This is a genomic window from Actinomadura violacea (assembly GCF_017573465.1).
Lineage (GTDB): Bacteria > Actinomycetota > Actinomycetes > Streptosporangiales > Streptosporangiaceae > Spirillospora > Spirillospora violacea.
Window position 1 is genome coordinate 212,708 of the sequence record NZ_JAGEPF010000015.1, and the last position, 22,426, is coordinate 235,133.

22 protein-coding genes are annotated in these 22,426 nt (G+C 75.2%); 13 read left to right on the forward strand and 9 right to left on the reverse strand.

What is annotated here, in order from left to right:
• Nucleotides 1-18 precede the first annotated feature (18 nt).
• The 3 genes from J4709_RS25000 to menD all read left to right on the forward strand — a co-directional run bounded on the left by J4709_RS25000 (nucleotide 19) and on the right by menD (nucleotide 3,600).
• Complete coding sequence (locus J4709_RS25000; RefSeq protein WP_208244226.1) at nucleotides 19-918, forward strand: 1,4-dihydroxy-2-naphthoyl-CoA synthase; 900 nt, start codon at nucleotides 19-21, stop codon at nucleotides 916-918.
• Between the two features lie 79 nt (nucleotides 919-997).
• Entirely contained in the window at nucleotides 998-1,936 is a 939-nt protein-coding gene (locus J4709_RS25005) for an o-succinylbenzoate synthase (RefSeq protein ID WP_232384050.1), read from the forward strand.
• The gene (gene menD, locus J4709_RS25010) at nucleotides 1,933-3,600 is read left to right on the forward strand and encodes a 2-succinyl-5-enolpyruvyl-6-hydroxy-3-cyclohexene-1-carboxylic-acid synthase (RefSeq protein WP_208244228.1); all 1,668 of its coding nucleotides are present in this window, start codon (nucleotides 1,933-1,935) and stop codon (nucleotides 3,598-3,600) included. Before J4709_RS25005 ends, menD begins: the two co-directional genes overlap by 4 nt.
• A gap of 140 nt (nucleotides 3,601-3,740) precedes the next feature.
• Here the strand turns inward: menD and J4709_RS25015 are convergent, their stop codons facing one another.
• Together J4709_RS25015 and J4709_RS25020 are read right to left on the reverse strand one after the other, a co-directional pair.
• Nucleotides 3,741-4,460, reverse strand: a complete 720-nt coding sequence (locus J4709_RS25015; RefSeq protein ID WP_208244229.1) for a diguanylate cyclase — start codon at nucleotides 4,458-4,460, stop codon at nucleotides 3,741-3,743.
• A gap of 89 nt (nucleotides 4,461-4,549) precedes the next feature.
• Complete coding sequence (locus J4709_RS25020) at nucleotides 4,550-5,356, reverse strand: tyrosine-protein phosphatase (protein ID WP_208244230.1); 807 nt, start codon at nucleotides 5,354-5,356, stop codon at nucleotides 4,550-4,552.
• A gap of 241 nt (nucleotides 5,357-5,597) precedes the next feature.
• Here J4709_RS25020 and J4709_RS25025 point away from each other — a divergent pair, with 241 nt between their 5' ends.
• The gene (locus J4709_RS25025; RefSeq protein ID WP_232384002.1) at nucleotides 5,598-6,620 is read left to right on the forward strand and encodes a fatty acid desaturase family protein; all 1,023 of its coding nucleotides are present in this window, start codon (nucleotides 5,598-5,600) and stop codon (nucleotides 6,618-6,620) included.
• A 53-nt stretch (nucleotides 6,621-6,673) separates the two neighbouring features.
• Complete coding sequence (locus tag J4709_RS25030; protein WP_208244232.1) at nucleotides 6,674-7,489, forward strand: Fpg/Nei family DNA glycosylase; 816 nt, start codon at nucleotides 6,674-6,676, stop codon at nucleotides 7,487-7,489.
• A 15-nt stretch (nucleotides 7,490-7,504) separates the two neighbouring features.
• On the opposite strand, the gene J4709_RS25035 is transcribed toward J4709_RS25030, so the two are convergent.
• The 4 genes from J4709_RS25035 to J4709_RS25050 all read right to left on the reverse strand — a co-directional run bounded on the left by J4709_RS25035 (nucleotide 7,505) and on the right by J4709_RS25050 (nucleotide 11,421).
• The gene (locus J4709_RS25035; RefSeq protein ID WP_208244233.1) at nucleotides 7,505-8,518 is read right to left on the reverse strand and encodes a helix-turn-helix transcriptional regulator; all 1,014 of its coding nucleotides are present in this window, start codon (nucleotides 8,516-8,518) and stop codon (nucleotides 7,505-7,507) included.
• A gap of 31 nt (nucleotides 8,519-8,549) precedes the next feature.
• Entirely contained in the window at nucleotides 8,550-9,785 is a 1,236-nt protein-coding gene (locus J4709_RS25040) for an isochorismate synthase (RefSeq protein ID WP_307801520.1), read from the reverse strand.
• A 207-nt stretch (nucleotides 9,786-9,992) separates the two neighbouring features.
• Nucleotides 9,993-10,592, reverse strand: a complete 600-nt coding sequence (locus J4709_RS25045) for a biotin transporter BioY (protein ID WP_208244235.1) — start codon at nucleotides 10,590-10,592, stop codon at nucleotides 9,993-9,995.
• Nucleotides 10,593-10,665: 73 nt separating this feature from the next.
• A complete protein-coding gene (locus J4709_RS25050) occupies nucleotides 10,666-11,421 on the reverse strand; it encodes a spermidine synthase family protein (RefSeq protein ID WP_208244236.1) in 756 nt (251 codons plus the stop codon).
• 88 nt (nucleotides 11,422-11,509) lie between these two features.
• On the opposite strand from J4709_RS25050, the gene J4709_RS25055 reads away from it, so the two are divergent.
• The 3 genes from J4709_RS25055 (at nucleotide 11,510) to J4709_RS25065 (ending at nucleotide 14,031) form a co-directional block, all read left to right on the forward strand.
• Complete coding sequence (locus tag J4709_RS25055; RefSeq protein ID WP_208244237.1) at nucleotides 11,510-12,343, forward strand: SDR family NAD(P)-dependent oxidoreductase; 834 nt, start codon at nucleotides 11,510-11,512, stop codon at nucleotides 12,341-12,343.
• 74 nt (nucleotides 12,344-12,417) lie between these two features.
• Nucleotides 12,418-12,948, forward strand: a complete 531-nt coding sequence (locus tag J4709_RS25060; protein WP_208244238.1) for a GNAT family N-acetyltransferase — start codon at nucleotides 12,418-12,420, stop codon at nucleotides 12,946-12,948.
• Between the two features lie 99 nt (nucleotides 12,949-13,047).
• On the forward strand, nucleotides 13,048-14,031 hold the full coding sequence (locus tag J4709_RS25065) for a S1C family serine protease (protein WP_208244239.1): 984 nt from the start codon (nucleotides 13,048-13,050) through the stop codon (nucleotides 14,029-14,031).
• A 40-nt stretch (nucleotides 14,032-14,071) separates the two neighbouring features.
• Here J4709_RS25065 and J4709_RS25070 read toward each other — a convergent pair whose 3' ends face one another.
• Nucleotides 14,072-15,100, reverse strand: a complete 1,029-nt coding sequence (locus J4709_RS25070) for a GlxA family transcriptional regulator (protein WP_208244240.1) — start codon at nucleotides 15,098-15,100, stop codon at nucleotides 14,072-14,074.
• A gap of 110 nt (nucleotides 15,101-15,210) precedes the next feature.
• Between J4709_RS25070 and J4709_RS25075 the strand changes: the two genes are divergently transcribed.
• Nucleotides 15,211-15,975 carry an NAD(P)H-dependent oxidoreductase gene (locus tag J4709_RS25075; RefSeq protein WP_208244241.1) on the forward strand — a complete coding sequence of 255 codons (765 nt, stop codon included), beginning with the start codon at nucleotides 15,211-15,213 and terminating at the stop codon, nucleotides 15,973-15,975.
• 24 nt (nucleotides 15,976-15,999) lie between these two features.
• On the opposite strand, the gene J4709_RS25080 is transcribed toward J4709_RS25075, so the two are convergent.
• Nucleotides 16,000-17,313, reverse strand: a complete 1,314-nt coding sequence (locus J4709_RS25080) for an MFS transporter (protein ID WP_208244242.1) — start codon at nucleotides 17,311-17,313, stop codon at nucleotides 16,000-16,002.
• A 57-nt stretch (nucleotides 17,314-17,370) separates the two neighbouring features.
• On the opposite strand from J4709_RS25080, the gene J4709_RS25085 reads away from it, so the two are divergent.
• Together J4709_RS25085 and J4709_RS25090 are read left to right on the forward strand one after the other, a co-directional pair.
• Nucleotides 17,371-18,441 (forward strand): ArsR/SmtB family transcription factor, encoded by a 1,071-nt coding sequence (locus J4709_RS25085; protein WP_208244243.1) that lies wholly within the window; start codon nucleotides 17,371-17,373, stop codon nucleotides 18,439-18,441.
• Between the two features lie 25 nt (nucleotides 18,442-18,466).
• Nucleotides 18,467-19,057 carry an HAD family hydrolase gene (locus J4709_RS25090; protein ID WP_208244244.1) on the forward strand — a complete coding sequence of 197 codons (591 nt, stop codon included), beginning with the start codon at nucleotides 18,467-18,469 and terminating at the stop codon, nucleotides 19,055-19,057.
• Nucleotides 19,058-19,078: 21 nt separating this feature from the next.
• Here the strand turns inward: J4709_RS25090 and J4709_RS25095 are convergent, their stop codons facing one another.
• A complete protein-coding gene (locus J4709_RS25095; protein WP_208244245.1) occupies nucleotides 19,079-20,122 on the reverse strand; it encodes an Rv2578c family radical SAM protein in 1,044 nt (347 codons plus the stop codon).
• Between the two features lie 178 nt (nucleotides 20,123-20,300).
• Between J4709_RS25095 and J4709_RS25100 the strand changes: the two genes are divergently transcribed.
• Nucleotides 20,301-21,911 (forward strand): glycoside hydrolase family 10-like protein, encoded by a 1,611-nt coding sequence (locus tag J4709_RS25100; RefSeq protein ID WP_208244246.1) that lies wholly within the window; start codon nucleotides 20,301-20,303, stop codon nucleotides 21,909-21,911.
• 56 nt (nucleotides 21,912-21,967) lie between these two features.
• Nucleotides 21,968-22,171 (forward strand): DUF3040 domain-containing protein, encoded by a 204-nt coding sequence (locus tag J4709_RS25105; RefSeq protein ID WP_208244247.1) that lies wholly within the window; start codon nucleotides 21,968-21,970, stop codon nucleotides 22,169-22,171.
• The last annotated feature ends 255 nt before the right edge of the window (nucleotides 22,172-22,426 follow it).

Genomic DNA, 22,426 nt, shown 5'->3' on the forward strand with positions numbered 1-22,426 from the left:
CCGACGGGAGAGGAACACATGGTCTCGGAGCTGTTCGACGCGGACGCCTGGAAAGAGGTCGAGGGCTTCGGCTTCACCGACATCACCTACCACCGGGCCGTGGACCAGGGCACCGTCCGGATCGCGTTCGACAGGCCGGAGGTCCGCAACGCGTTCCGCCCCCACACGGTCGACGAGCTGTACCGGGCGCTGGACCACGCGCGGATGTCGTCCGACGTCGGGTGCGTGCTGCTGACCGGGAACGGGCCGTCGCCCAAGGACGCCGGGTGGGCGTTCTGCTCCGGCGGCGACCAGCGCATCCGCGGCAAGGACGGCTACAAGTACGCCGAGGGCGAGACCTCCGACACCATCGACCCGGCGCGGGCGGGGCGGCTGCACATCCTGGAGGTGCAGCGGCTGATCCGGATGATGGGCAAGGTCGTGATCTGCGTGGTGCCGGGGTGGGCCGCGGGCGGCGGGCACAGCCTGCACGTGGTGTGCGACCTCACCCTCGCCAGCCGCGAGCACGCCCGGTTCAAGCAGACCGACGCGGACGTGGCGAGCTTCGACGGCGGGTTCGGGTCGGCGTACCTGGCGCGGCAGGTCGGCCAGAAGTTCGCGCGGGAGATCTTCTTCCTCGGCGACACCTACGATGCCGAGGCCGCGCACCGGATGGGCATGGTGAACGCGGTCGTCCCGCACGCCGAGCTGGAGGCGACGGCGCTGGAGTGGGCCCGCAAGATCAATGGGAAGAGCCCGACGGCGCAGCGGATGCTGAAGTTCGCGTTCAACCTGATCGACGACGGGCTGGTGGGGCAGCAGGTGTTCGCCGGGGAGGCGACGCGGCTGGCCTACGGCACCGACGAGGCCGCCGAGGGCCGCGACGCGTTCCTGGAGAAGCGCGACCCCGACTGGTCGCGCCACCCGTGGTACTACTAAATGCTCACGGTGTGGTCCGGAATACCGTGATTCGATAGGCAGGTCAGGGGGTCAGCGGGTGCGGGTCTTCGCCATCCCGATGCGGACGCGGTTCCGCGGTGTGACGCGCCGGGAGGGCGTCCTGTTCCAGGGCCCCGCCGGATGGGGCGAGTTCTCGCCGTTCGCCGACTACGGGCCGGCCGAGTGCGCCCGCTGGCTGGCGGCGGCGCGGGAGGCCGCGCACGAGGGCTTTCCCGCCCCGGTCCGCGACCGGATCCCGGTGAACGTGACGATCCCGGCGGTCGGCCCCGACCGGGCGTTCGAGATGACCAAGGCGTCCGGCTGCCGGACCGCGAAGGTGAAGGTCGCCGAGCGCGGCCAGGACGACGCCGACGACTTCGCGCGGGTCGAGGCCGTCCGCGACGCCATCGGGCCGGACGGCCGGGTCCGCATCGACGTCAACGGCGGCTGGGACGTCGACCACGCCGCCCGCATGATCCGGTCGCTGGACCGGTGGGAGCTGGAGTACGCCGAGCAGCCGTGCGCGACGCTGGAGGAGCTGGCGCGGGTGCGGCGGATGGTGGACGTCCCGATCGCCGCGGACGAGTCGATCCGCCGCGCCGAGGACCCGCTGAAGGTCCGGGCGGCGGGCGCCGCGGACGTCGCGGTGCTGAAGGTGCAGCCGCTCGGCGGTGTGCGGGCGGCGCTGGAGGTCGCGGAGGCGTGCGGGCTGCCGGTGGTGGTGTCGAGCGCCGTGGAGACGTCGGTGGGGCTGGCGGCGGGGGTGGCGCTGGCCGCCGCGCTGCCGGACCTGCCCTACGCGTGCGGGCTCGGGACGCTGTCGCTGATGGAGGGCGACGTCGTGCGCGATCCGCTGCGCGAGTCCGGCGGTGAGATCGAGGTGCGCCGGCCGGTGCTGGACGAGCAGGCGCTGCTGAAGTTCGCCGCGCCGCCCGACCTGGAGGAGGCGTGGCGGCGCCGCGCGGCCGGCGCGCAGGCGTTCCTGCCGGGCCCGCCGATGGTCGAGGTGGGCAGATGAACCCGGCGACCGCGCTGGCGACCGTCCTGGTCGACGAGCTGCTGCGGTGCGGCATGACCGACGCGGTGCTGGCCCCGGGGTCGCGGTCGGCGCCGCTGGCGCTGGCTCTGCACGCCGCGGAGGAGGCCGGCCGGGTCCGGCTGCACGTGCGGATCGACGAGCGGTCGGCGTCGTTCCTGGGCCTCGGGATGGCCAAGCGGTCCGGGCGTCCGGTGGCGCTGGTGTGCACGTCGGGGACGGCGGCGGCGAACTTCCACCCGGCGGTGGTGGAGGCGCACGAGTCGGCGGTCCCGCTGATCGTGATCACCGCGGACCGTCCGCCGGAGCTGCGCGACACCGGCGCGAACCAGACGATCGACCAGGTGAAGCTGTACGGGACGGCGGCGCGGTGGAGCACCGAGGTCGGCGTGCCGGAGAACCGTCCGGGGATGGTGGCGTACTGGCGGTCGCTGGTGAGCCGGGCGTGGGGGCTGGCGCAGGCGCCGGTGCCGGGTCCGGTGCACCTGAACGCGGCGTTCCGCGAGCCGCTGATCCCCGACGGCGATGAGTCGTGGTGCGAGCCGCTGGACGGCGACGCGACCGGCGCGTGGACGAAGGTGCGGGCGGCGACGCCCGGCTCGGTGCTGCACGTCCCGCCGACGCGGCGCGGCGTGCTGGTGGTCGGCGACGGCGCGGTCAACGTCAAGCGGTACGTGGCGGCGGCGTCGATGGCGGGCTGGCCGGTGCTGTCGGAGCCGAACGGCAACGCCCGCTACGGCGACCACGCGCTGACCTCGCATCACTTCCTGCTGGGGATTCCGGAGTTCGTGGAGCGGCACCGTCCCGAGGTGGTGGTGACGCTGGGCAAGCCGGGGCTGTCGCGTCCGCTGCTGTCGCTGCTGCGCCGCGCCGAGGAGCACATCGTGCTGGCCCCGGACCTCGCGCACTGGCCGGACCCGGTGCGGTCGGCGACGCAGGTGGCGCCTGAGATCGAGATTCCGGTGGTGTCGGGCGACGACGCGTGGCTGAAGTCGTGGCGGTCGGCGGACCTGGCGGCCGCGGCGGCGGTCGACGCCGTGCTGGACGGCGTCCCCGAGGTCAGCGAGCCGCGGCTCGCGCGGGACCTGGTCGCGGCGATGCCGGGCGGGTCGCTGCTGTTCACGGCGGCGAGCATGCCGATCCGCGACCTGGACCAGGTGATGCGGCCGCGGCGGGGCATCCGGATCATGGCGAGCCGGGGCGCCAGCGGGATCGACGGGCTGATCTCCACGGCGATCGGGGCGGCGCTGGCGCACAGCGGCCGGTCCTACGCGCTGCTCGGCGACCTGGCGTTCCTGCACGACCAGAACGGGCTGATCATCGGGCCGCATGACCGGCGCCCGGACCTGGCGATCATCGTGGTGAACAACCAGGGCGGCGGGATCTTCTCGCTGCTCCCGCAGGCGGCGCTGGCCGGCCCGTTCGAGCGGGTCTTCGGCACGCCGCACCATGTGGACCTGGAAGCGGTGGCGGCGGCGCACGGCGTCCCGTACCGGCGGCTGGGGGCGGCCGCGGACCTGCCGAAGGTAATGGCGGGGGAGGGGCTGCGGATCGTGGAGGCCCGCACGGACCGCGAGGGGAACGCGGTGCTGCACGCGGAGATGCGCAAGGCGGCGCACGCCGCCGTCCGCGACCTGTTCGCCTGAGACCTGGAGAGGGCGGCGCCCGCAGGCACCGCCCTCTAATGTTTCAATCTTCAACTTACAATGTAAAGGCACTGGGCGGGAAGCATAATCATGCGCTGCAATGACAAACCCCTCCGCCACGCCGAGGAGTCTCGCGGAGATCACTCGGCGGTGGCGTGCTCCGGGTCTGCCGGGATGGACAACGTCGGCGTGGGCGCGGGCTCGGCGGCCGGCTGCGGTTCGAAGGTGGGGCGGGCACGTAGGCAGCGGATCATCTCCTCGGCGTAGGGCAGCGCGCCGAACAGGCCCATCGCGGTCAGCAGCGCGATGCGGGTCCTGCGGGACAGCGGGTCGCGGCGCTTGAGGCGGACCCGGAAGTCGGGCCAGCCGTCCTTGCCGGTGAGAGCGCGCGCTTGGTCCCAGTACAGGACGGTCAGGAAGCCGGTGGCCATGAGCGGGACGACTTCCAGGAGGCTGTGGATGTGCTGTTCGAGCGGGGTGACGCGGCGGCGCTCCTCGGCGTAGCTGACGTCCCAGTACGCGGTGGCGCCGTGGACGGCGAGCGCGCCGGCGCAGGTGGCCAGCACGCCGGGGTTGACCTCGCAGAACAGGCCGAGCGCCACGGGCACGCCGGCCTCGGTCATCATCAGCGCGTGGATCATGGATTCGCGGGCGCCGGCGGTGGTCTCGATGCAGGTCCTGCGGTGGCGCTGCCAGTCGGCGAGGCCGGCGGCGAGCCAGAGCGGCAGCACGCCGCCGATGAGCCAGCGCCGGGTGGCGGGCTCGACGCCCAGGGTGCGGCGGAGGTCGCGCGGGCGGACGGTGGGGTCGGCGAGCGCGCGCAGGGCGGCGAGGTGCGGTGAGCGCGGCTTCGGCTTCATCGGCGTGGCCTCCGGGTGGTGTCGGTGTTCCCCGGCGCTACCCGTGAGGCGTGGCCGTACACGTGCGCTCGAACACGTGGCGGGGCCGGTCAGCCGAGGAGGCGCTCGCGGAGGGCGTCGGTATCCTCGGTGGTCCAGCCGTGGCCGGTGAGCCAGCCTTCGGTGCCGCCGAACTCCTCGTCGATGCGGGCGAGGAGCTTCTCCATGATGGCGGCGTGGGGGAGGTGGCTGTCGGCGGGGCGGGAGTCCAGGTCGGCGGCGTAGGTGTCGCTGGCGCGCAGGCGTCCGAGGACGGCGTCGATGCGTTCGCCGGTCATGGCGTAGTCGGCGACGATCGCCTCGCGGGTGACGCCGGCGAGGTCGAGGGCGAGGGCGCAGACGACGCCGGTGCGGTCCTTTCCGGCGGCGCAGTGGACGAGGGAGGAGCCGTCGGTGCGGGTCATGACGCGCAGGGCGGCGGCGATGTTGTCGCCGCGGTCGCGCAGGTAGCCGAGGTAGTGGCCGGTGGAGCGGTCGAGTTCGGTGCCCTCGGCGTCGCGGCCCTGCCAGGGGAGGGCCTTGACGACGTCGGCGCGGTCGGGGGTGTCGGCGGTGACGTCGGTGCGGCGGCCGCCTTCGGGGAACAGCGAGAGCTGGTGGAGGGTGACGGAGGGGACGCGGACGAGGGGGCCGGGGCCTTCGAGGCGGACCTCGGCGTCGCTGCGCAGGTCGATGACGTTCTTGAGGTGGTACTCGTCGATGAGGACGCGGACGTCGGCGACGGTGAGGTCCTGGAGGTTGTCGGAGCGCAGGACGCGGCCGCGCCGGGTGGCGCCTCCGTCGGCGGTGGGGAGCCCGCCGAGGTCTCGGGCGTTGACGGCTCCGTCAAGGTCGATCCACCGCGTCGGTTCGCTCATGGCTTCTGACCCTATATGGACGTGATGTTCCGTCTTTGATGCAGGGTCCGGGTCGGTGGGCGTTGCGGGTCCGTCCGGGGTCGTCGCGGGGCGGCGGCGGTGTGGTCCGCGGGGGCGATGGCGGGTGGGGGGTACCGGGACCTGGGAGCCAGGGCGGGGTTGGCTCCGCAGCGTGGCGACCGCTCGGTGATCGTCTCCGTAGCTTCGGGTCAGGCAACGCGACGATCCGATGGAGGCCCCGATGACCGCGACCCTCGACGCCCCGCCCGCACGGGCGGCCGGCAGTGATTTCGCTCCGCTGGCGCGGCAGGTCCGCGCGAGCGGGCTGCTGGACCGGCGTCCCGGCTACTACGCGCGGGCGATCGGGTTGAACCTGGCGGCGACGGCGGCGGTGTGGGGGGCGGTGGCGTGGGCGGGGGCGAGCTGGTGGGCGGTGCTGCTGGGGGTTCCGCTGGCGGTGCTGTCGGCGCGGACGGGGTTCCTGGGGCATGACGCGGGGCACCGTCAGATCGCGCGGTCGGCGCGGGTGAACCGGTGGCTGGGGCTGGTGCTGGGGAACCTGCTGCTGGGGATGGGGCAGGGCTGGTGGACCGACAAGCACAACCGGCACCACGCCAATCCGAACCATGTCGGCAAGGACCCGGACGTGGGGGAGGGTGTTCTGGCGTGGACGGAGGGGCAGGCGTCGCGGCAGCGGGGGTTGCTGCGGTGGGTGGCGCGGCATCAGGCGGGGTTGTTCTTCCCGTTGCTGACGCTGGAGGGGCTGAACCTGAAGGTGGGCAGCGTGCTGTACCTGCGGGGGAGGTCGCGGCGGGACCAGCTGGTGGAGGGCGGTCTGCTGGCGCTGCACGCGGTGGTGTACCTGTCGCTGGCGTTCACGTTCCTGTCGCCGGTGAAGGCGGTCGTGTTCATGGCGCTGCACCATGCGCTGTTCGGTGTGCATCTGGGGTCGGTGTTCGCGCCGAACCACAAGGGGATGGCGATGCCGGAGCCGGGTGAGCGGTGGGGGCATCTGCGGCGGCAGGTGCTGACGTCGCGGAACGTGCGGGGCGGTGCGGTGGTGGACTGGCTGATGGGCGGGTTGAACTACCAGATCGAGCACCACCTGTTCCCGGGGATCCCGCGGTGCAGCCTGCGGCGGGTGCAGCCGCTGGTGCGGGCGCACTGCGCGGCGGTGGGGCTGCCGTTCACCGAGACGGGGCTGGTGGAGTCGTACCGGCAGGCGCTGGGGCACATGCGGGCGGTGGGTGCGTCGCTGCGGTGACCGCGCCGTTGCGGTGACCTTGGGGCCGGGGTGACCGTAGGATTGCGGGCGTCATGCCCGAAGGACATACCCTCCATCGTCTGGCCGCCGAGCACCAGCGGGTGTTCGGCGGCCGTCCCGTCGCCGCCGGGAGCCCGCAGGGCCGGTTCGCGGCGGGTGCGGCCGAGATCGACGGCCGTGTGCTGGCCGCGGCGGACGCGCACGGCAAGCATCTGCTGCTGGAGTTCGACGACGACCGCGTCCTGCACGTCCATCTGGGGATCTATGGGACGTGGCGGTTCGGTGGGCTGCCGGTGCCCGAGCCGCAGGGGGCGGTGCGGTTGCGGCTGGCGGGTGCGGGCGGGTACGCGGATCTGCGGGGCCCGAACGCGTGCGAGCTGCTGGAGCCGGGCGGGGTGAAGCTGCTGCGGGACCGGCTGGGGCCGGATCCGTTGCGGGCGGACGCGGACCCGGAACGGGCGTGGGCGCGGATCTCGCGGAGCCGGACGAGTATCGCGGCGCTGCTGATGGACCAGTCGGTGATCGCGGGGCCGGGGAACATCTACCGGGCGGAGGTGCTGTTCCGGCAGGGGATCGATCCGATGCTGCCGGGGCGGGCGCTGTCGCGGGAGCGGTGGTCGGCGGTGTGGGCGGATCTGGTGGTGCTGATGGCGGAGGGGGTGCGGTCGGGGCGGATCGACACGGTGCGTCCGGAGCACACGCCGGAGGCGATGGGGCGTCCGCCGCGGGTGGACGATCATGGTGGTGAGGTGTACGTGTACCGGCGTGCGGGGTCGGCGTGCCTGGTGTGCGGGACGGCGGTGGCGGCGGCGGAGCTGGCGGCGCGGAATCTGTTCTGGTGTCCGGGGTGCCAGCCGCGGGAGGTGTGAGCGGGCGCGGGTGTGTCAGTGCAGGTAGTGGGCGGCGAGGGCGCGTGCGGTGCCGGTCATCATGTCGCGCAGCCGGGGTGGGGCGAGGACTTCGACGTCGGCGCCGAGTTTGAGGAATTCGACGTGGGCGTGGCGGAGTGATTCGACGGGGAGGGTGACGGGGGTCCAGCCGGTGGGGTCGGGTGGTTCGGCGTTGTCGTGGAGGGCGCGTGCCATGACGGGCGGCAGGAGTATGGGGGCGCGTTCGAGGCCGGCGGGGGAGAGGCGGACGGTGGCTTGGTCGCGGTAGGAGTCGGCTTCGAAGCGGGCGGCGTAGGCGTCCCAGTAGGCGGCGAGGTCGAAGCCGGGTGGGCGTTCGAACCGCTGGGGGAGCGGCTGCAGGGTGAGGATCTTGGAGACGCGGTAGGTGCGGGGCGCCGCGTCCGGTGCGGGTGCGGTCTCTGCCGGTGCGCCGGGGTCGGGGTGGTGGGCGATGAGGTACCAGGTGCCGGCCTTGAGGACGACGCCGATGGGTTCCAGGACGCGTTCGACCTGCTGGGGTCGTGCCCAGCGGCTGTACAGGACGCGGATGCGCTGCTGGTTCCAGACGGCGTCGGCGACGGCCTGCAGGTGGGGGACGTCGTCGGGGGCGCGGAACCAGCCGGGGGCGTCGAGGTGGAAGCGTTCGCGGATGCGTGCGGCGCGGGTGCGCAGGTCGGGTGGGAGGGCGGCCATGAGTTTGAGTTCGGCGGCGGCGGCGACGTCGCCGAGGCCGAGCTGGGAGGCGGGGCCGGGCATGCCGGACAGGAAGAGGGATTCGGCTTCGCCGGTGGTGAGTCCGGTGAGGCGGGTGCGGTAGCCCTCCAGGAGGCGGTATCCGCCGTCGGGGCCGCGGTCGGCGTAGACGGGGACGCCTGCGGCCGACAGTGATTCGACGTCGCGGTAGACGGTGCGGACGGAGACTTCGAGTTCGTCGGCGAGGTCGCGGGCGGTCATGCGGCCGCGGGTCTGCAGCAGCAGGAGGAGGGACAGCAGGCGGGACGCGCGCACGGGACCAGTGTGGCGTGGCGGGGAGGGTGGTTCAGCCCTGCAGGGCGTACTGCATGGCGCGGAACTTGGTGGCGGCTTCGGCGAGTTCGGCGGCGGGGTCGGAGTCGGCGACGATGCCGCAGCCGGCGAAGAGGCGGGCGCGGGTGCCGTCGAGCTGGGCGCAGCGCAGGGCGATGCCCCATTCGCCGTCGCCGCGGGCGTCGATCCAGCCGACGGGGCCGGCGTAGCGGCCGCGGTCCATGCCTTCGAGTTCGCGGATGAGGTCCATGGCGGTGGCGGTGGGGGTGCCGCAGACGGCGGGGGTGGGGTGCAGGGCGGCGACGACGTCGAGGACGGAGCGGTCGGCGGTGAGGCGGCCGCGCAGGGGGGAGGCGAGGTGGTGCAGGTTGGGGAGGGTGAGCAGTTCGGGTTCGGCGGGGACGTGCAGGTCGTTGCAGAGGGGGGCGAGGGCGTCGCGGACCATGTCGGCGGCGTAGCGGTGCTCTTCGCGGTCCTTGGCGGAGGCGAACAGGCGGGTGGCGCGGTCGTGGTCGGCGGCGGGGGTGTCGCCGCGGGCGGTGGTGCCGGCGAGGACGAGGGATTCGATGTCGCCGCCGGTGCGGCGGATGAGCAGTTCGGGGGTGGCGCCGACGAGGCCGGCGCAGGAGAAGGTGTAGCAGCCGGGGAAGCGGTCGGCGAGGCGGCGCAGCAGGACGCGGGCGTCGATGGGGCCGTCGGCGGTGGCGGTGAGGTCGCGGGCGAGGACGACCTTGCCGAGGGCGCCGCCGCGGATGCGCTGGACGGCGGCGGCGACGGCCTGGCCCCAGGCGTGTGCGGTGAGGGCGCCGTCGCCCCAGGTGAGGCCGGTGGGGGGCTGGGGGCGGTGGACGAGGGAGAGGGGGTCGGCGTCGTCGCCGATGGTGGTGAGCCAGGCGCGTCCGTTGCGGCGGCCGAGGACGCGGCGGGGGACGATGAGGACGGAGTCGGGGGAGGTGGGGTCGAAGGCGAATCCGCCGAAGGCGACGGGGCCGGTGCCGGGGAGGGCGACGGGGTCGTCGATGTCGGCGGCGCCGAACAGTTCGCGCAGGAGCGCGGTGGCGGTGCTGAAGCGGTCGTCGCCGCCGGGCAGGGTGATGCGGGCGGCTTCGCCCCAGCCGACGATGCCTTCGCCGTGGCGGATCCAGGCCAGGGCGGCGGGGTGCGGAAGTCTCGAGACGAGGTCGCCGGGGTCGGCGACCTCGGCGGTGCGGACGACGAGGCGGTCCGGTGCTGTCACGGCGAGCTTCACGCAAGCCACTGTACGGCAGAATTGAACCTGTTCAAACAGGCGGGGCGGCGGCGTCCGGTGAGGTGTGCGCCACATCGCGGCGCGGTCTTCGACGGCACATGCCCGCTCCGTCCGCTCCCATGCGTCCCGGGCCTGGGCGGGCTGCTATGCGCCCGCCCCCGTGCGGCGGTGGCACGGGGGCGGGGACGCAGGGGGCGGGCTGCGGTGTCAGGGGGTGCGGCGGCCGGTGAGGCGGCCCGTCAGCTTCCATGCCGCCGGGAGCAGCGCCGCGGCGAGCGCGACCTTCAGCGCGTCGCCGGCCAGGAACGGCGTCACGCCGAGGTGCAGCGCCTTGCCGAGGCCGACGTGCAGGGACGCCATCAGGTACGGGACGCCCGCCGCGTACATGATGGCGGTGCCGGTCAGCATCGTCGCGACGGTCCGCAGCGGGGTGCGGTCGCCGCCGCGCTCGGCGAGGCGGCCGACGGCGGCCGCGGCGGCGACGAAGCCGAGCACGTAGCCGAACGTCGGGAAGCCGGCGCCGGAGGCGCCGTCGGTGAACCAGGGGACGCCCGCCATGCCCGCCAGCAGGTAGACGATCATGCCGAGGCCGGCGCGTCCGAAGCCGAGGGCGGCGCCGGCGAGCAGCACGGCGAAGGTCTGGCCGGTGACCGGCACGGGGGTGCCGGGCAGCGGCACCGCGATCTGGGCCGCGACGCCGACGAACGCGGCCGCGCCGGCGACGAGCGCGGCGTCGCGGGCGAGGGAACCGGGCAGCAGGTCGCCGAGGACGGCGGGGCCCCGCCGGGCGGCGTGAGCAGTGGCCACTGAACCTCCCATTAAAGGTGTTGTCAGCCGAAACCTAGCGAACGGGTCATCCGGAACAGTGCGCGCGGTCCGTTCAAGCGCCCCGACCCGGCCGGCCGGCGGCCGCCGGGCGCGGGCGGCGGGCCAGGTACACCACGTCGGGTTCACCGCGCGGCACCGGCACCGGCAGCTCCTCCACCTGCGCGAACCGGGACGCCAGCAGCTCCTGGAAGCCGGGCGCGTCGCCCGCGCTCCACACCGCCAGCACGCCGCGCGGGGTGAGGCGCCCGGCGAGCAGATCCAGCCCGTCCGGGCCGTACAGGCGGGCGTTGCCGGGGGTGACGGTCCAGTGCGGTCCGTTGTCGATGTCCAGGCACACCGCGTCGAATCCCGCCGCGTCAGCCGCGTCCGCCGCTCCGGGCCCCGGTGCGGCGATGACGTCGAGCAGGTCGGCGCGGACGAGGGCGACGCGCGGGTCGTCCAGGCCGCCGCGCGACCACGGGCGCAGCGGCCCGGCGTGCCAGCCGACCACCGCCGGTTCCCGCTCCACCACCGTCACGTGCCCGACGGCGGGGTGGGCCAGCGCCTCGGCCAGGGAGAACCCGACGCCGAGCCCCCCGATCAGCACCCGCACCGGCGCACCGCCGGCGCCGTCGCCGCGCAGGACGGCGTCGACGGCGGCGCGGACCAGCAGCCGCTCGGACTCGCCGTTGCGGGTGTCCATCAGGAACACCCCGTTGCTGATGATCTCGTAGTCGGCGCCCGCGCGGCGCAGCACCAGCTCCCCGCCGACGCCCTCGGCGCGCTCCACCACGACCGGCTCCGCCCGGCCCTCCCCGATCACGTCCATGGCCCCCGACCCTAGCCACCCGCACCGGGCGCCCGGGCCCGCGCGAGGGGCTGGGCGGGGCAGGGGCCGGTCGGCTACGGTGCCGGGCATGCCCGACCCCTCACCGCGTCCCCCCGCGCCGCACCCCTCCGCGCCGCCCGCGTCCGCCGGCGGCCCGCTGCTGCCCGGCCGCCGCATCCTGGTCGTCGGCGCCGGCACCCGGCCCAGCGACGACCCCGCCGCGCCCGTCGGCAACGGCCGCGCGATCGCCGTCACCGCCGCCCGCGAGGGCGCGCAGGTCGCCTGCGCCGACGTCGACGAGGCCGCCGCCGGCGCGACCGCCGGCATGATCGCCGCCGAGGGCGGCCGGGCGCACGTCGTCATCGCCGACGTCACCGACCCCGAGTCCTGCGACCGCGTCGTCATGCGCGCGGCCGAGAAGCTCGGCGGCCTGGACGGAGTGGTGTTCAACCCCGGCATCGGCATCGGCTACGGGCTGGCCGGCACCGGCCTGGCCGACTGGGACCGCGTCATGCAGGTGAACCTGCGCGCGCCGTTCCTGGTCGGGAAGGCGGCGCTGCCCGCGCTGGACGCCGGCGCCGCGATGGTGTTCATCGGGTCGCTGGCCGGGACCAAGCCGGGGTCGCGGTCGCCGTCCTACGACGCGTCCAAGGCGGGCCTGGTCCGGCACATCGCCGCCGAGGGCGCCGGGCGCGGCGTGCGCGCCAACGTGGTCGCGCCGGGCCTCATCGACACGGTGATGGGCCGCGACGCCTCCGGCGGGAACACCTCCCGCGACCGGGCCGCCGCGCTGATCCCGATGCACCGCCAGGGCACCGCGTGGGAGGTCGCCGACGTGGTGGTGTTCCTGCTGTCGCACCGCGCCGCCTACGTCACCGGGCAGGTCGTGCACGTCGACGGCGGCCTGTCCACCCTGCGCTGACCCCCGCCCCGCGCCGGCCGGGCGCCTCGAAAGGGGGTCGCGGGGCGGGTGCGGCGCGTCCTACGGTGGCGACCGTGGACGATCATGTGGAGTTGCGGCCGGTCGCCGAGGCGGACCTGCCGGTCATCGAGCGGCTGCGCACCGACCCCGGGCTGTGCGGGCGGTTCCTGTGGGCGGGGTGGAGCGACCCGCGGCGGTTCCGGCGCCGCTTCGAGCAGGACGGGATGCTGGGGGAGGACACCGGCACCCTCGCCATCGCGCACGGCGACGGCCTGCTCGGGATCGTGTCGTACCGCCGCGTCCCCACCGCCGGGTCGCTGTGGTGCTGGAGCATCGGGATCGCGCTGCTGCCCGAGGCGCGGGGCCGCGGCGCCGGGTCGCGGGCGCAGCGGCTGCTGGTGGACTACCTGTTCGCGCACACCACCGCCCACCGGATCCAGGCCGAGACCGAGGTCGGCAACCTCGCCGAGCAGCGCGCCCTGGAGAAGGCGGGCTTCACCCGCGAGGGCGTGATGCGCGGCTTCGGGTTCCGCGACGGCCGGTACCGCGACGAGGTGCTGTACAGCGTCCTGCGGTCCGATCTCCTCGGCGACGACGCCCCCTGACGGGCCCGGAGACCGCACCGCCCGCGGGGCCGGGCGGGGGAACACATCGCCGCTTTCGGATGTTGCGCGGTAATGTTGTAATCATCTGGAGGTGACGCGATGTCCCCGTCCCCCGACCCCCGCCCCGCCGAGCGGCCCGCCGACGCCGAATCCGACGCCCTGGACGCCTACTCCGCCACCGTGTCCGCCGTCGCCCGCGACCTCACCCCCCGCGTCGCCGCGCTGCGCGTCCGGCACCGGCGCGGCGAGGGCGCCGGATCCGCCGTCGCGTTCACCGGCGACGGGTTCCTGCTCACCAACGCCCACGTCGTCGGCGCCGCCGCCGGCGGGCAGGCCGCGTTCGCCGACGGGTCCACCGCCGAGTTCACCGTCGTCGGCACCGACCCGCTGTCCGACCTCGCCGTCGTCCGCGCCGACGGTGCCGCCCCCGGCCCGGTGACGCTCGGCGACAGTGACCGCCTGGTCGTCGGGCAGCTCGTCGTCGCCGTCGGCAACCCCCTCGGCCTGGCCGGGTCGGTCACCGCCGGGGTGGTGTCGGCGCTCGGCCGGTCCCTGCCCGCCCGCAGCGGCGGCGCCGCCCGCGTCATCGAGGACGTCATCCAGACCGACGCCGCCCTCAACCCCGGCAACTCCGGCGGCGCCCTCGCCGACTCCCGCGGCCGCGTCGTCGGGATCAACACCGCCGTCGCGGGCGCCGGGCTCGGCCTCGCCGTCCCCATCAACGCCACCACCCGCCGCATCATCGCCGCGCTGATGCGCGACGGCCGCGTCCGCCGCGCCTACCTCGGCCTGGTCGCCGCGCCCGTCCCCGTCCCGCCCGCGCTGCGCGCCCGCACCGGGCAGGACGAGGCGCTGCGCGTCGCCGAGGTCGTCCCCGGCGGGCCCGCCGACCGCGCCGGGCTGCGCCGCGGCGACCTGGTCCTCACCGCCGGCGGGCAGCCGGTGTCGCACGCCCAGTCGCTGCAGCGGCTGATGTTCGAGGGCGCCATCGGCCGGCCGCTGCCGATCACCGTCCTGCGCAACGGCGCGATGGTCGACGTCATCGCCGAACCCGCCGAGCTCACCGACACCGAACCCGCCTGACCGGCCCCGGCGCGGGCGGGTGCGGGCGGGGGCGGCCGGGTCAGCGGGCCGCGCCCGCCCGCACGCCCTCCTGCGGGCCGTCCTGCGGGCCGTCCTGCGGGCCGCGGAACGTCGCCCGGTACGCCGACGGCGACACCCCCACCGCCGCCTGCAGATGCGCCCGCAGCGACGCCGCCGTCCCGAACCCCGACCGCTCCGCCACCCGCTCCACCGGCAGGTCGGTCTCCTCCAGCAGCTGCCGCGCCCGCTCCACCCGCTGCCGCGCCAGCCACACCGCCGGCGACACCCCCGCCTCCTGCCGGAACCGGCGCGTGAACGTCCGCACGCTCATCGACGCCCGCGCCGCCAGCTCCGCCAGCGTCAGCGGCTCGTGCAGCCGCTCCAGCGCCCACGCCCGCGCCGGGCCCGTCGTCGCCTCCCGCGGCGCCGCCACCGGACGCGCGATGAACTGCGCCTGCCCGCCCTCGCGGTGCGGCGGCACCACGGTGCGGCGCGCCACGTCCCCCGCGACCGCCGCGCCGTGGTCGCGGCGGATCATGTGCAGGCACAGGTCGATGCCGGCCGCCTCGCCCGCCGAGGTCAGCACGTCGCCCTCGTCGGCGTACAGCACCGCCGGGTCCAGGGCGACCGAGGGGAACATCGCGGTGAACCGGTCCGCCGACAGCCAGTGCGTCGTCGCCCGCCGCCCCTCCAGCAGGCCCGCCGCGGCCAGCACGAACGCGCCCGTGCAGATCGAGGCGACCCGCGCGCCCCGCCGGTGCGCTGCGACCAGCGCCGCCGGCACCGGGCCCGCGCCCGGGCACCGCTCGTCCAGTTCGTGCGACGCCGGCACCACCACCGTCGCCGCGTCCCGCAGCGCCGCCAGCCCCGCGGGGACGTGCACCTCGAAATCGGCGTCGGTGCGCACCTTACCCGCCGCGACCCCGCACGACACCACCTCGTACAGGGGGGTGCCCGCGGCCGACCGGGCCCGCCCGAACAGCTGGTGCACCAGCCCCAGCTCCATCGGCAGCACACCGTCGCGCACCAGCACCGCCACCCGGTGCCGTCCGCCCGCACTCACGCTCATGGCCCGATCCTTGCACATGATGGCTCACCGGCCACTCGCCGGCGGCCCGCACCCCCGGCAGCATCGAACACCGGAAACCGGCACCGACCACACGAAAGGAAGCATCCGCGATGAACGTGCTGTGGGTGTTCGCCCACCCCGAACCGCGCTCCCTCAACGGCGCCCTGCGCGACCACGGCACCGCCACCCTGCGGCGCCACGGCCACCGCGTCCGCCACTCCGACCTGTACGCGATGCGCTGGAACCCCGTCGCCGGGCCCGGCGACGTCGCCCACGACCCCGGCGAACCCCTGCGCCTCGGGCCCGCGACCGAGCACGCCCGCGCCACCGGCGCGCTCGCCCCCGACATCCGCGCCGAGCACGCCAAGCTCGACTGGGCCGACACGCTGATCCTGCAGTTCCCGCTGTGGTGGCACGGGATGCCCGCCATCCTCAAAGGCTGGTTCGACCGCGTGTTCGTCCAGGGCTACGCCTTCGGCGTCCACGACCAGCAGGGCCGCGCCCGCCGCTACGGCGACGGCGGCCTGGCCGGGCACCGCGCCCTCGTGGTCACCACCGCCGGCGCCCGCGCCACCGGCCTCGGCCCCCGCGGCGTCCACGGCGACGCCGAGGACGTCCTGTTCCCCCTGCTGCACGGCACCCTGTTCTACAGCGGCATGGACGTCCTGCCGCCCCTGGTGATCACCGGCGCCGACCGCGCCGGGCCCGCCGAGCGCGCCGACGCCGCCGCCCGCCTCGACGACCGCCTCACCGCCCTGCCCGCCGCCGCCCCCATCCCGTACCGGCCCGAACACGGCGGCGGCTACGACGACGACCTGGTGCTGCGCGCCGACCTGGCCCCCGGACGCACTGACCTCGCCGTCCACCGCACCTGACCCCGCCCGCCCCCGCCGCACGCTTCACGCCCCGGCGCCCGCCGCGTCCACCGTGACATCGGCGGCGTCGGTGGCATCGGCGGCGGGCCGGGCGGGTCCGCCGCGGCGGCGGTGGCGGCGCATCGCCGCCATGTGCCGCGCCAGCGCCGACGCCGCGAGCGTCCCCGCCAGCGCGCACACCCCCGCCCACCCCAGGCCCCCGTACACCCGCGCCGCCAGCCAGGACCCCGCCGCACCGCCGAGATACCCGCACGTCATGTAGGCGGTGTTCACCCGGCTGCGGGCGTCCGCGCGCAGCGCGTAGTTGCGGACCTGGTTGGCGACCATCCCCGACTGCATCGCCACGTCCAGCAGCAGCGACCCCGCCGCGAGCGCCACCAGGCCCGGCGCGCCGCCCGCGCACCCCACCGCCAGCACCCCCGCCGACACCAGCACCCCGATCATCGCCCACAGGTTCACCGCGTCCGGGCCCCGCCGGTCCGCCGCCCGCCCCGCGACCGGCGTGCACAGCATCGTCGCGGCGTTCACCAGCGCCAGCGCCCCCACCGCCGGCGCGCCCAGCTCGTAGCGGGGGCCGCTGAGCAGCAGCGCCACCCCCGTCCACACCGCCGAGAACGCCCCGAACACCGCCGCCTGGTAGAAGCAGGACCGCCGCAGCAGCGGCTCCTGCCGCAGCAACGCCAGCGGCTCCAGCAGCAGCCGCCGGTAGGGGTGGCCGGACGGCGGCGCGGTCACCGGCAGCGCCCGCCACAGCACCACCGCCAGCACCAGCGCCAGCGCCGCCGCGACCAGGTACGGCGACCGCCACCCCAGCCACTGCGCGAGCGGGCCGCCCAGCGACCGCGACAGCAGCATCCCGCCGAGCGACCCGCTCAGCATCACCCCGCTGACCAGGCCCCGCCGGTCCGCGGGCACCAGGCCCGCCGCCATCGGGCCGATCACCGGCGCGACCACCGTCGCCGCGCCCGCCGCGGCGCTCGCGGCCAGCAGCACCCCCGCGTCCGGCGCCGCGCCCGCCACCGCCAGCGCCGCCGCCGTCACCGCCAGCAGCGCCACGATCAGCCGCCGGTGCGGCACCCGGTCGCCCAGCGGCACCAGCAGGAAGATCCCCGCCGCGTAACCGAACTGCGCGGCCGACACCACCCCGGCCGCCGTCCCCGCGCCCACGCCCAGGCCCGCCGCGACCGCCGGAGCCGCCGCCTGCGGGAAGTACACGTTCCCGACCGCGACCCCGCACGCCACCGCCAGCAGCGCGATCACCCCGCGCCCCGCCGCACCCGCCGATGCCGTGGGCGCCGTCGTGCTCGTCGCCGTCCCGTCCGCCGTGCTCGTCGTCATGGCGACGAGTCGACCGCGGCGCCCCGCCCCACCGGAAACGATGTAGCGTGGCGCTTAATGATCCGGTTCGTGCTCGGCGTCGAGGACCTCGCCGACACCCGCTTCGCGCTGTCGCCCCTCGGCGAGACGATGGAGAGCCTGCGCGTCCTGCGCGACCCCGGCCGCTACGCGCTGCAGCTGCCGTGGCGGCGCGACGCACTGTCGCGCCTCGCCGGCGTCGACACCGCGCTGCTGATGGCGCTGGTCGGCGACCGGCACGCCATCCCCGACCACCTCACCCCCCGGCCCGAGGTGTTCGCGCCCGGCTTCGACGACGAGCTCGCCGCCGCCCGCGCCGCACCGCCCGCCCGGGTCCGCCGCGACCTGCTCGCCGTCCACGCCCCCGGCCCCCCGCCCGCCGCGCTCGCCGACCCCGCCGACGGCGACGACGCCCGCGTCGCCCGCCTCAACGACGCGATCTGCGACGAGCTGCGCCGCTACTGGCGGACCGCCGTCCGCCCGCACTGGCCGCAGATCCGCCTCGTGCTGGAAGCCGACATGACCTACCGCGCCCGCCGCCTGGCCACCGGCGGCGCCCGCGCGCTGTTCGCCGGCATGCACCCCAACCTGCGCTGGGACGGCGGCGTCCTGCACATCGACCAGATGATCGGCCGGCACACCGTGCACGCCGCCGGCCGCGGGCTGCTGCTGGTCCCCTCGGTGTTCGCGCACAAACCCGCCCCGCCCGTCAGCGCCGACGAAGCCCCGCTGCTGGTGTATCCGAGCCGCGGCGTCGCCACCCTGTGGCGCCCCGCACCCGCCGCGGCGGACGACGGCGGCGGTGACGGTGGCGGTGGCGGGGGAGCGCTGGCGGCGCTGCTCGGCGCGCCGCGCGCCCGGCTGCTGGGCATGCTCGGCGAACCGCTGCCGACCGTGGAGATCGCCCGCCGGCTGGCCGTCACCCCCAGCGCCGTGTCCCAGCACCTGAAGATCCTGCACGCCGCCGGGCTCGTCGCCCGCGCCCGCGACGGCCGCCACATGCTGTACCGGCGCAGCCCCCTCGGCGACCGCCTCACCGGCCCCCACCCCCACGACGACGAACCGTCTTCGTGTTCGAACGAACGTGATGTACGTTGGAAACATGGTTGATCGCACAAGGAGTCAGGGGGCGTCAATGGAATGGGTCGTCGTCGACTACGGCGAGGTCGTGTGCCACGCACCGCCCGAGGACGCCGTCGCCCGCATCGCCGGCACCGTCGGCGGCGACCCCGCCGCGTTCTGGGACGCCTACTGGGACGGCCGCGCCGCCTACGACCTCGGCACCGTCGACGCCGCCGGATACTGGGGCGAGCTGTGCGGGCGCCTCGGCCGCGCCGCCACCCCCGCCCTGCTGGAGGTCCTGGTCCGCCTCGACCTGGAGATGTGGTCCCACCTGGACGAGGGCACCCTGCAGATCCTGCGGGACCTGGACGCGCGCCGCGTCCCCCTGGCGCTGCTGTCCAACGCGCCGCTGGAGATGGCCCGCCATATCGAGGCCGCGCCGTTCGCCGGGCTGTTCCGCCACCGGTTCTTCTCCGCCGACCTGCGCCTGGCCAAACCCGACCCCGCCATCTACGCGCACGTCGCCGGCCACCTCGGCGCCGCGCCCGGCGACCTCACCTTCGTCGACGACCGCCCCGCCAACGTCGAGGCCGCCCGCGCCGCCGGCCTGCGCGCGTTCCTGTTCACCGGCGCCGACCGCCTCCGCGCCGACCTCGCCCTCTGACCGCACCGCGGCCCGGCGGCGTCACAGCAGCGACAGCTGCTCCGCGGCCGGCGCCGCCGGGGGAGCGGGGAGGCGGCGGTGCGCCGACGGGCCGCGGCGCCCCGCGCCCACCCCGTACCGGTCCGCGAGGTCCCGCACCCGCGCCGAGATCCGCCGCTGGTACTCCTGCGGCGCGTACGCGCCGGACCCGTACAGCCGCGCGTACGGGACGACCAGCCGCGGATGGTGCTCGCGCAGCCAGGCCATGAACCATTCGCGGGCGCCGGGCCGCAGATGCAGCGTGATCGCCGACACCGACGTCGCGCCCGCCTCGGCGGCCTGCCGCACCGCCGCCTCCAGCTGCGCCGGCGAGTCCGACAGGTAGGGGATCACCGGGCCCATCAGCACCGAGCAGCCGATCCCCGCCTCGTTCAGCCGCGCGCACACCTCCAGCCGCTTGCGCGGCGACGGGGTGCCCGGCTCCACCAGCCGCCACAGCCCCGCGTCCACCGACCCGACCGACACCGCCGCGCTCACCCGGGTGCGCTCGGCCGCCTCCTGCAGCAGCGGCAGGTCCCGCAGGATCAGCGACCCCTTGGTCAGGATCGAGAACGGGTTCGCCGCGTCGCGCAGCGCCGCGAGGATCCCCGGCATCAGCCGGTAGCGGCCCTCGGCGCGCTGGTAGCAGTCGACGTTGGTGCCCATCGCGATGTGCTCGCCGCGCCACCGCGGCGCCGCCAGCTCCGCCCGGACCCGCTCGGCGGCGTTCACCTTCACCACGATCCGCGAGTCGAAGTCCGCGCCCGCGTCCATCTCCAGGTACTCGTGGGTCTTGCGGGCGAAGCAGTACACGCAGGCGTGGGTGCAGCCACGGTAGGGGTTGATCGTCCAGCGGAACGGCATCCGCGACGCCTTCGGCACCGCGTTGACCACCGATCGGGCGCGCACCTCGTAGAAGGTCATCCCGCGGAACTCCGGCGTGTCGAACGTGCGCGCAACCCCCCGCTCGATCAGCGGCACGGCCGCGCCGCCGGTCCCGTCGCCGCCGCCGTCGTCTTCGGAAAGCCGCAGGTGATCCCAGCGCACACCCGCCCCCTTTCGAACATGTGAACGATCTGCTGCGCCGCCAGTATGGAACGCGTGTTCGAAGATCGCAACGGGTGCGGGCGGGCGGCGAAACGGGACGGGGCGGGAGGGTGAGGCATCACACGGACATCATCGTTACGTCCGTACCACCGCAACGGATGCGTAACAATGGCTCGCTATGGCATGGCGAACGGGGACGCGGATCCGGGCGACGGCGGCGGTGCTGGCGGCCGGTGCGATGACGGGCACGGCGGGCTGCGGCGTGCCCGCCTTCGGCGGCGGCGACGACGGCGACCGCGCCGGGCCCGTCACCGCCGGCGCCAGACCCGAATGCCCCAAGGTCGCCGCGCCCGACGGCGACGGCCCCGCCCGGCAGGTCCGCGGCATGTGGATCGCCACCGTCGGCAACACCGACTGGCCCGCCGAGCCCGGCGAGTCCGCCGCCAAGCAGAAGAAGCAGTTCACCCGGCTGCTCGACACCGCCAAGGCGATGAACATGAACGCGGTGTTCGTGCAGATCCGCCCCGACTCCGACGCGTTCTACCCCTCCCCGTACGAGCCGTGGTCGCAGTGGCTCACCGGCACCCAGGGCAAGAACCCCGGCTACGACGTCCTGAACTTCATGGTCGAGCAGGCGCACGCGCGGAACCTGGAGTTCCACGCCTGGTTCAACCCCTACCGCGTCAGCCGCCAGGACGACCTGAAGAAACTCGCCGCGAGCAGCCCCGCCCGCCGCCACCCCGACTGGGTCCGCAAGTACGGCGGCGGCCTGTGGTACGACCCGGGCCTGCCGCAGGTCCGCGACCTGGCGACCAAGGCCGTCCTGGACGTCGTCCACAAGTACGACATCGACGCCGTCCACTTCGACGATTACTTCTACCCCTACCCCGAGGACGGCGACTTCCCCGACTCCGCCGCCTACAAGGCCTACGGCAAGGGCCTGTCCAAGGCGAACTGGCGGCGCCGCAACGTCGACACCCTCGTCCAGACCCTCTCCCAGCAGATCCACCAGGCCAAACCCTGGGTCCGGTTCGGCATCAGCCCGTTCGGGGTGTGGCGCAACAAGAGCAGCGACCCGAACGGGTCGCCCACCAGCGCCCTGCAGAGCTACGACGACATCTACGCCGACACCCGCGGCTGGATCAAGAAGGGCTGGCTGGACTACGTCACCCCCCAGCTGTACTGGCCGATCGGCGACGCCCGCGCCGACTACGCCAAGCTCGTCGCCTGGTGGGCCGACCAGGTCAAGGGCACCGGCGTGCAGCTGACCATCGGGCAGGCCGGCTACCGCGTCGGCGAACCCGGCCCCTGGAAGAAGCCCGCCGAGCTGTCGCGGCACCTCACCCTCAACCGCAAGTACCCGCAGGTCCGCGGCGACGTGTTCTTCAGCGCCGCCGACATCGCCGGCAACCGCCGCGGGTTCGCCGCCCGCATCCGCGACGACCACTACTCCCGCCCCGCGATCCCGCCCGCCGTCGCCGGCCGCGGCGGGCACGCCCCGCCGCCCGTCCAGGACACCAAGGCCGCCCCCGACGGCAAGGGCATCAAGGTGCAGTGGCGCCCCTCCCAGGGCGCCGCCTCCTACGCGGTGTACCGGGCCGACGGCAAGACCGCCGCGTGCGCGCCCCTGGGCGGCGCCCGGCTGATCGGCGACGTCCGCGGCGGCGGCGTCATCGACCCCTCCGCCAAGCCCGGCCGCGCCTACACCTACTACGTCACCGCCCTGGACCGCCTCCACCACGAGAGCGCTCCCGCACGCGGCTCAACGGTTACCGCCGCCGAAGGATAATGATCATGCTCCGTGGGGAAGAACACAGCACTGCCCGCCCCCCGGAGGTATTGAGCATGGCGCTGTCGATGGAGGAACAGCGGATCCTCACCCAGATCGAGGTCCGCCTGAGCGAGGACGACCCGCGGCTGGCCGGCCGCCTCGCACGGCTCGGCACCCCCCGCGGCCGCCGCGCCCGCCTGATCACCGCGACCGCGATCGCCGCCGTCGTCGTGCTGGCGGCCATCGGAGCCGCGATCGCCGCCGCCCTGCTGCAGTGACCCGCCCCACCACCCGCCCCGGCCGCCCTCCACCCCACCGCCGCGCACCACCACCGAACGCACACCCTTGAGCACAACGCGGGCTTGAACACGACCGCACCGACCGCGGGCCCCGCACCGGGCCCCTGAGACGGCGAACGCCGAGGCCCCGGCGAGAATAGATCTCGCCGGGGCCTCGGCGCTTAGGCCGGTGTGGTGGTCGCCTCACGGCGAAAGGCACAACGAGGTTCCAGCCCGGACCGTACGGACCGGCGG

Coding starts and splice junctions, on each gene's coding strand:
- J4709_RS25000 (WP_208244226.1), top strand. CDS start 19: ATGGTCTCGGAGCTGTTCGACGCGGACGCCTGGAAAGAGGTCGAGGGC.
- J4709_RS25005 (WP_232384050.1), top strand. CDS start 998: ATGCGGACGCGGTTCCGCGGTGTGACGCGCCGGGAGGGCGTCCTGTTC.
- menD (WP_208244228.1), top strand. CDS start 1,933: ATGAACCCGGCGACCGCGCTGGCGACCGTCCTGGTCGACGAGCTGCTG.
- J4709_RS25015 (WP_208244229.1), bottom strand. CDS start 4,460: ATGAAGCCGAAGCCGCGCTCACCGCACCTCGCCGCCCTGCGCGCGCTC.
- J4709_RS25020 (WP_208244230.1), bottom strand. CDS start 5,356: ATGAGCGAACCGACGCGGTGGATCGACCTTGACGGAGCCGTCAACGCC.
- J4709_RS25025 (WP_232384002.1), top strand. CDS start 5,598: ATGACCGCGACCCTCGACGCCCCGCCCGCACGGGCGGCCGGCAGTGAT.
- J4709_RS25030 (WP_208244232.1), top strand. CDS start 6,674: ATGCCCGAAGGACATACCCTCCATCGTCTGGCCGCCGAGCACCAGCGG.
- J4709_RS25050 (WP_208244236.1), bottom strand. CDS start 11,421: ATGGACGTGATCGGGGAGGGCCGGGCGGAGCCGGTCGTGGTGGAGCGC.
- J4709_RS25055 (WP_208244237.1), top strand. CDS start 11,510: ATGCCCGACCCCTCACCGCGTCCCCCCGCGCCGCACCCCTCCGCGCCG.
- J4709_RS25065 (WP_208244239.1), top strand. CDS start 13,048: ATGTCCCCGTCCCCCGACCCCCGCCCCGCCGAGCGGCCCGCCGACGCC.
- J4709_RS25070 (WP_208244240.1), bottom strand. CDS start 15,100: ATGAGCGTGAGTGCGGGCGGACGGCACCGGGTGGCGGTGCTGGTGCGC.
- J4709_RS25075 (WP_208244241.1), top strand. CDS start 15,211: ATGAACGTGCTGTGGGTGTTCGCCCACCCCGAACCGCGCTCCCTCAAC.
- J4709_RS25080 (WP_208244242.1), bottom strand. CDS start 17,313: ATGACGACGAGCACGGCGGACGGGACGGCGACGAGCACGACGGCGCCC.
- J4709_RS25085 (WP_208244243.1), top strand. CDS start 17,371: ATGATCCGGTTCGTGCTCGGCGTCGAGGACCTCGCCGACACCCGCTTC.
- J4709_RS25090 (WP_208244244.1), top strand. CDS start 18,467: ATGGAATGGGTCGTCGTCGACTACGGCGAGGTCGTGTGCCACGCACCG.
- J4709_RS25100 (WP_208244246.1), top strand. CDS start 20,301: ATGGCATGGCGAACGGGGACGCGGATCCGGGCGACGGCGGCGGTGCTG.
- J4709_RS25105 (WP_208244247.1), top strand. CDS start 21,968: ATGGCGCTGTCGATGGAGGAACAGCGGATCCTCACCCAGATCGAGGTC.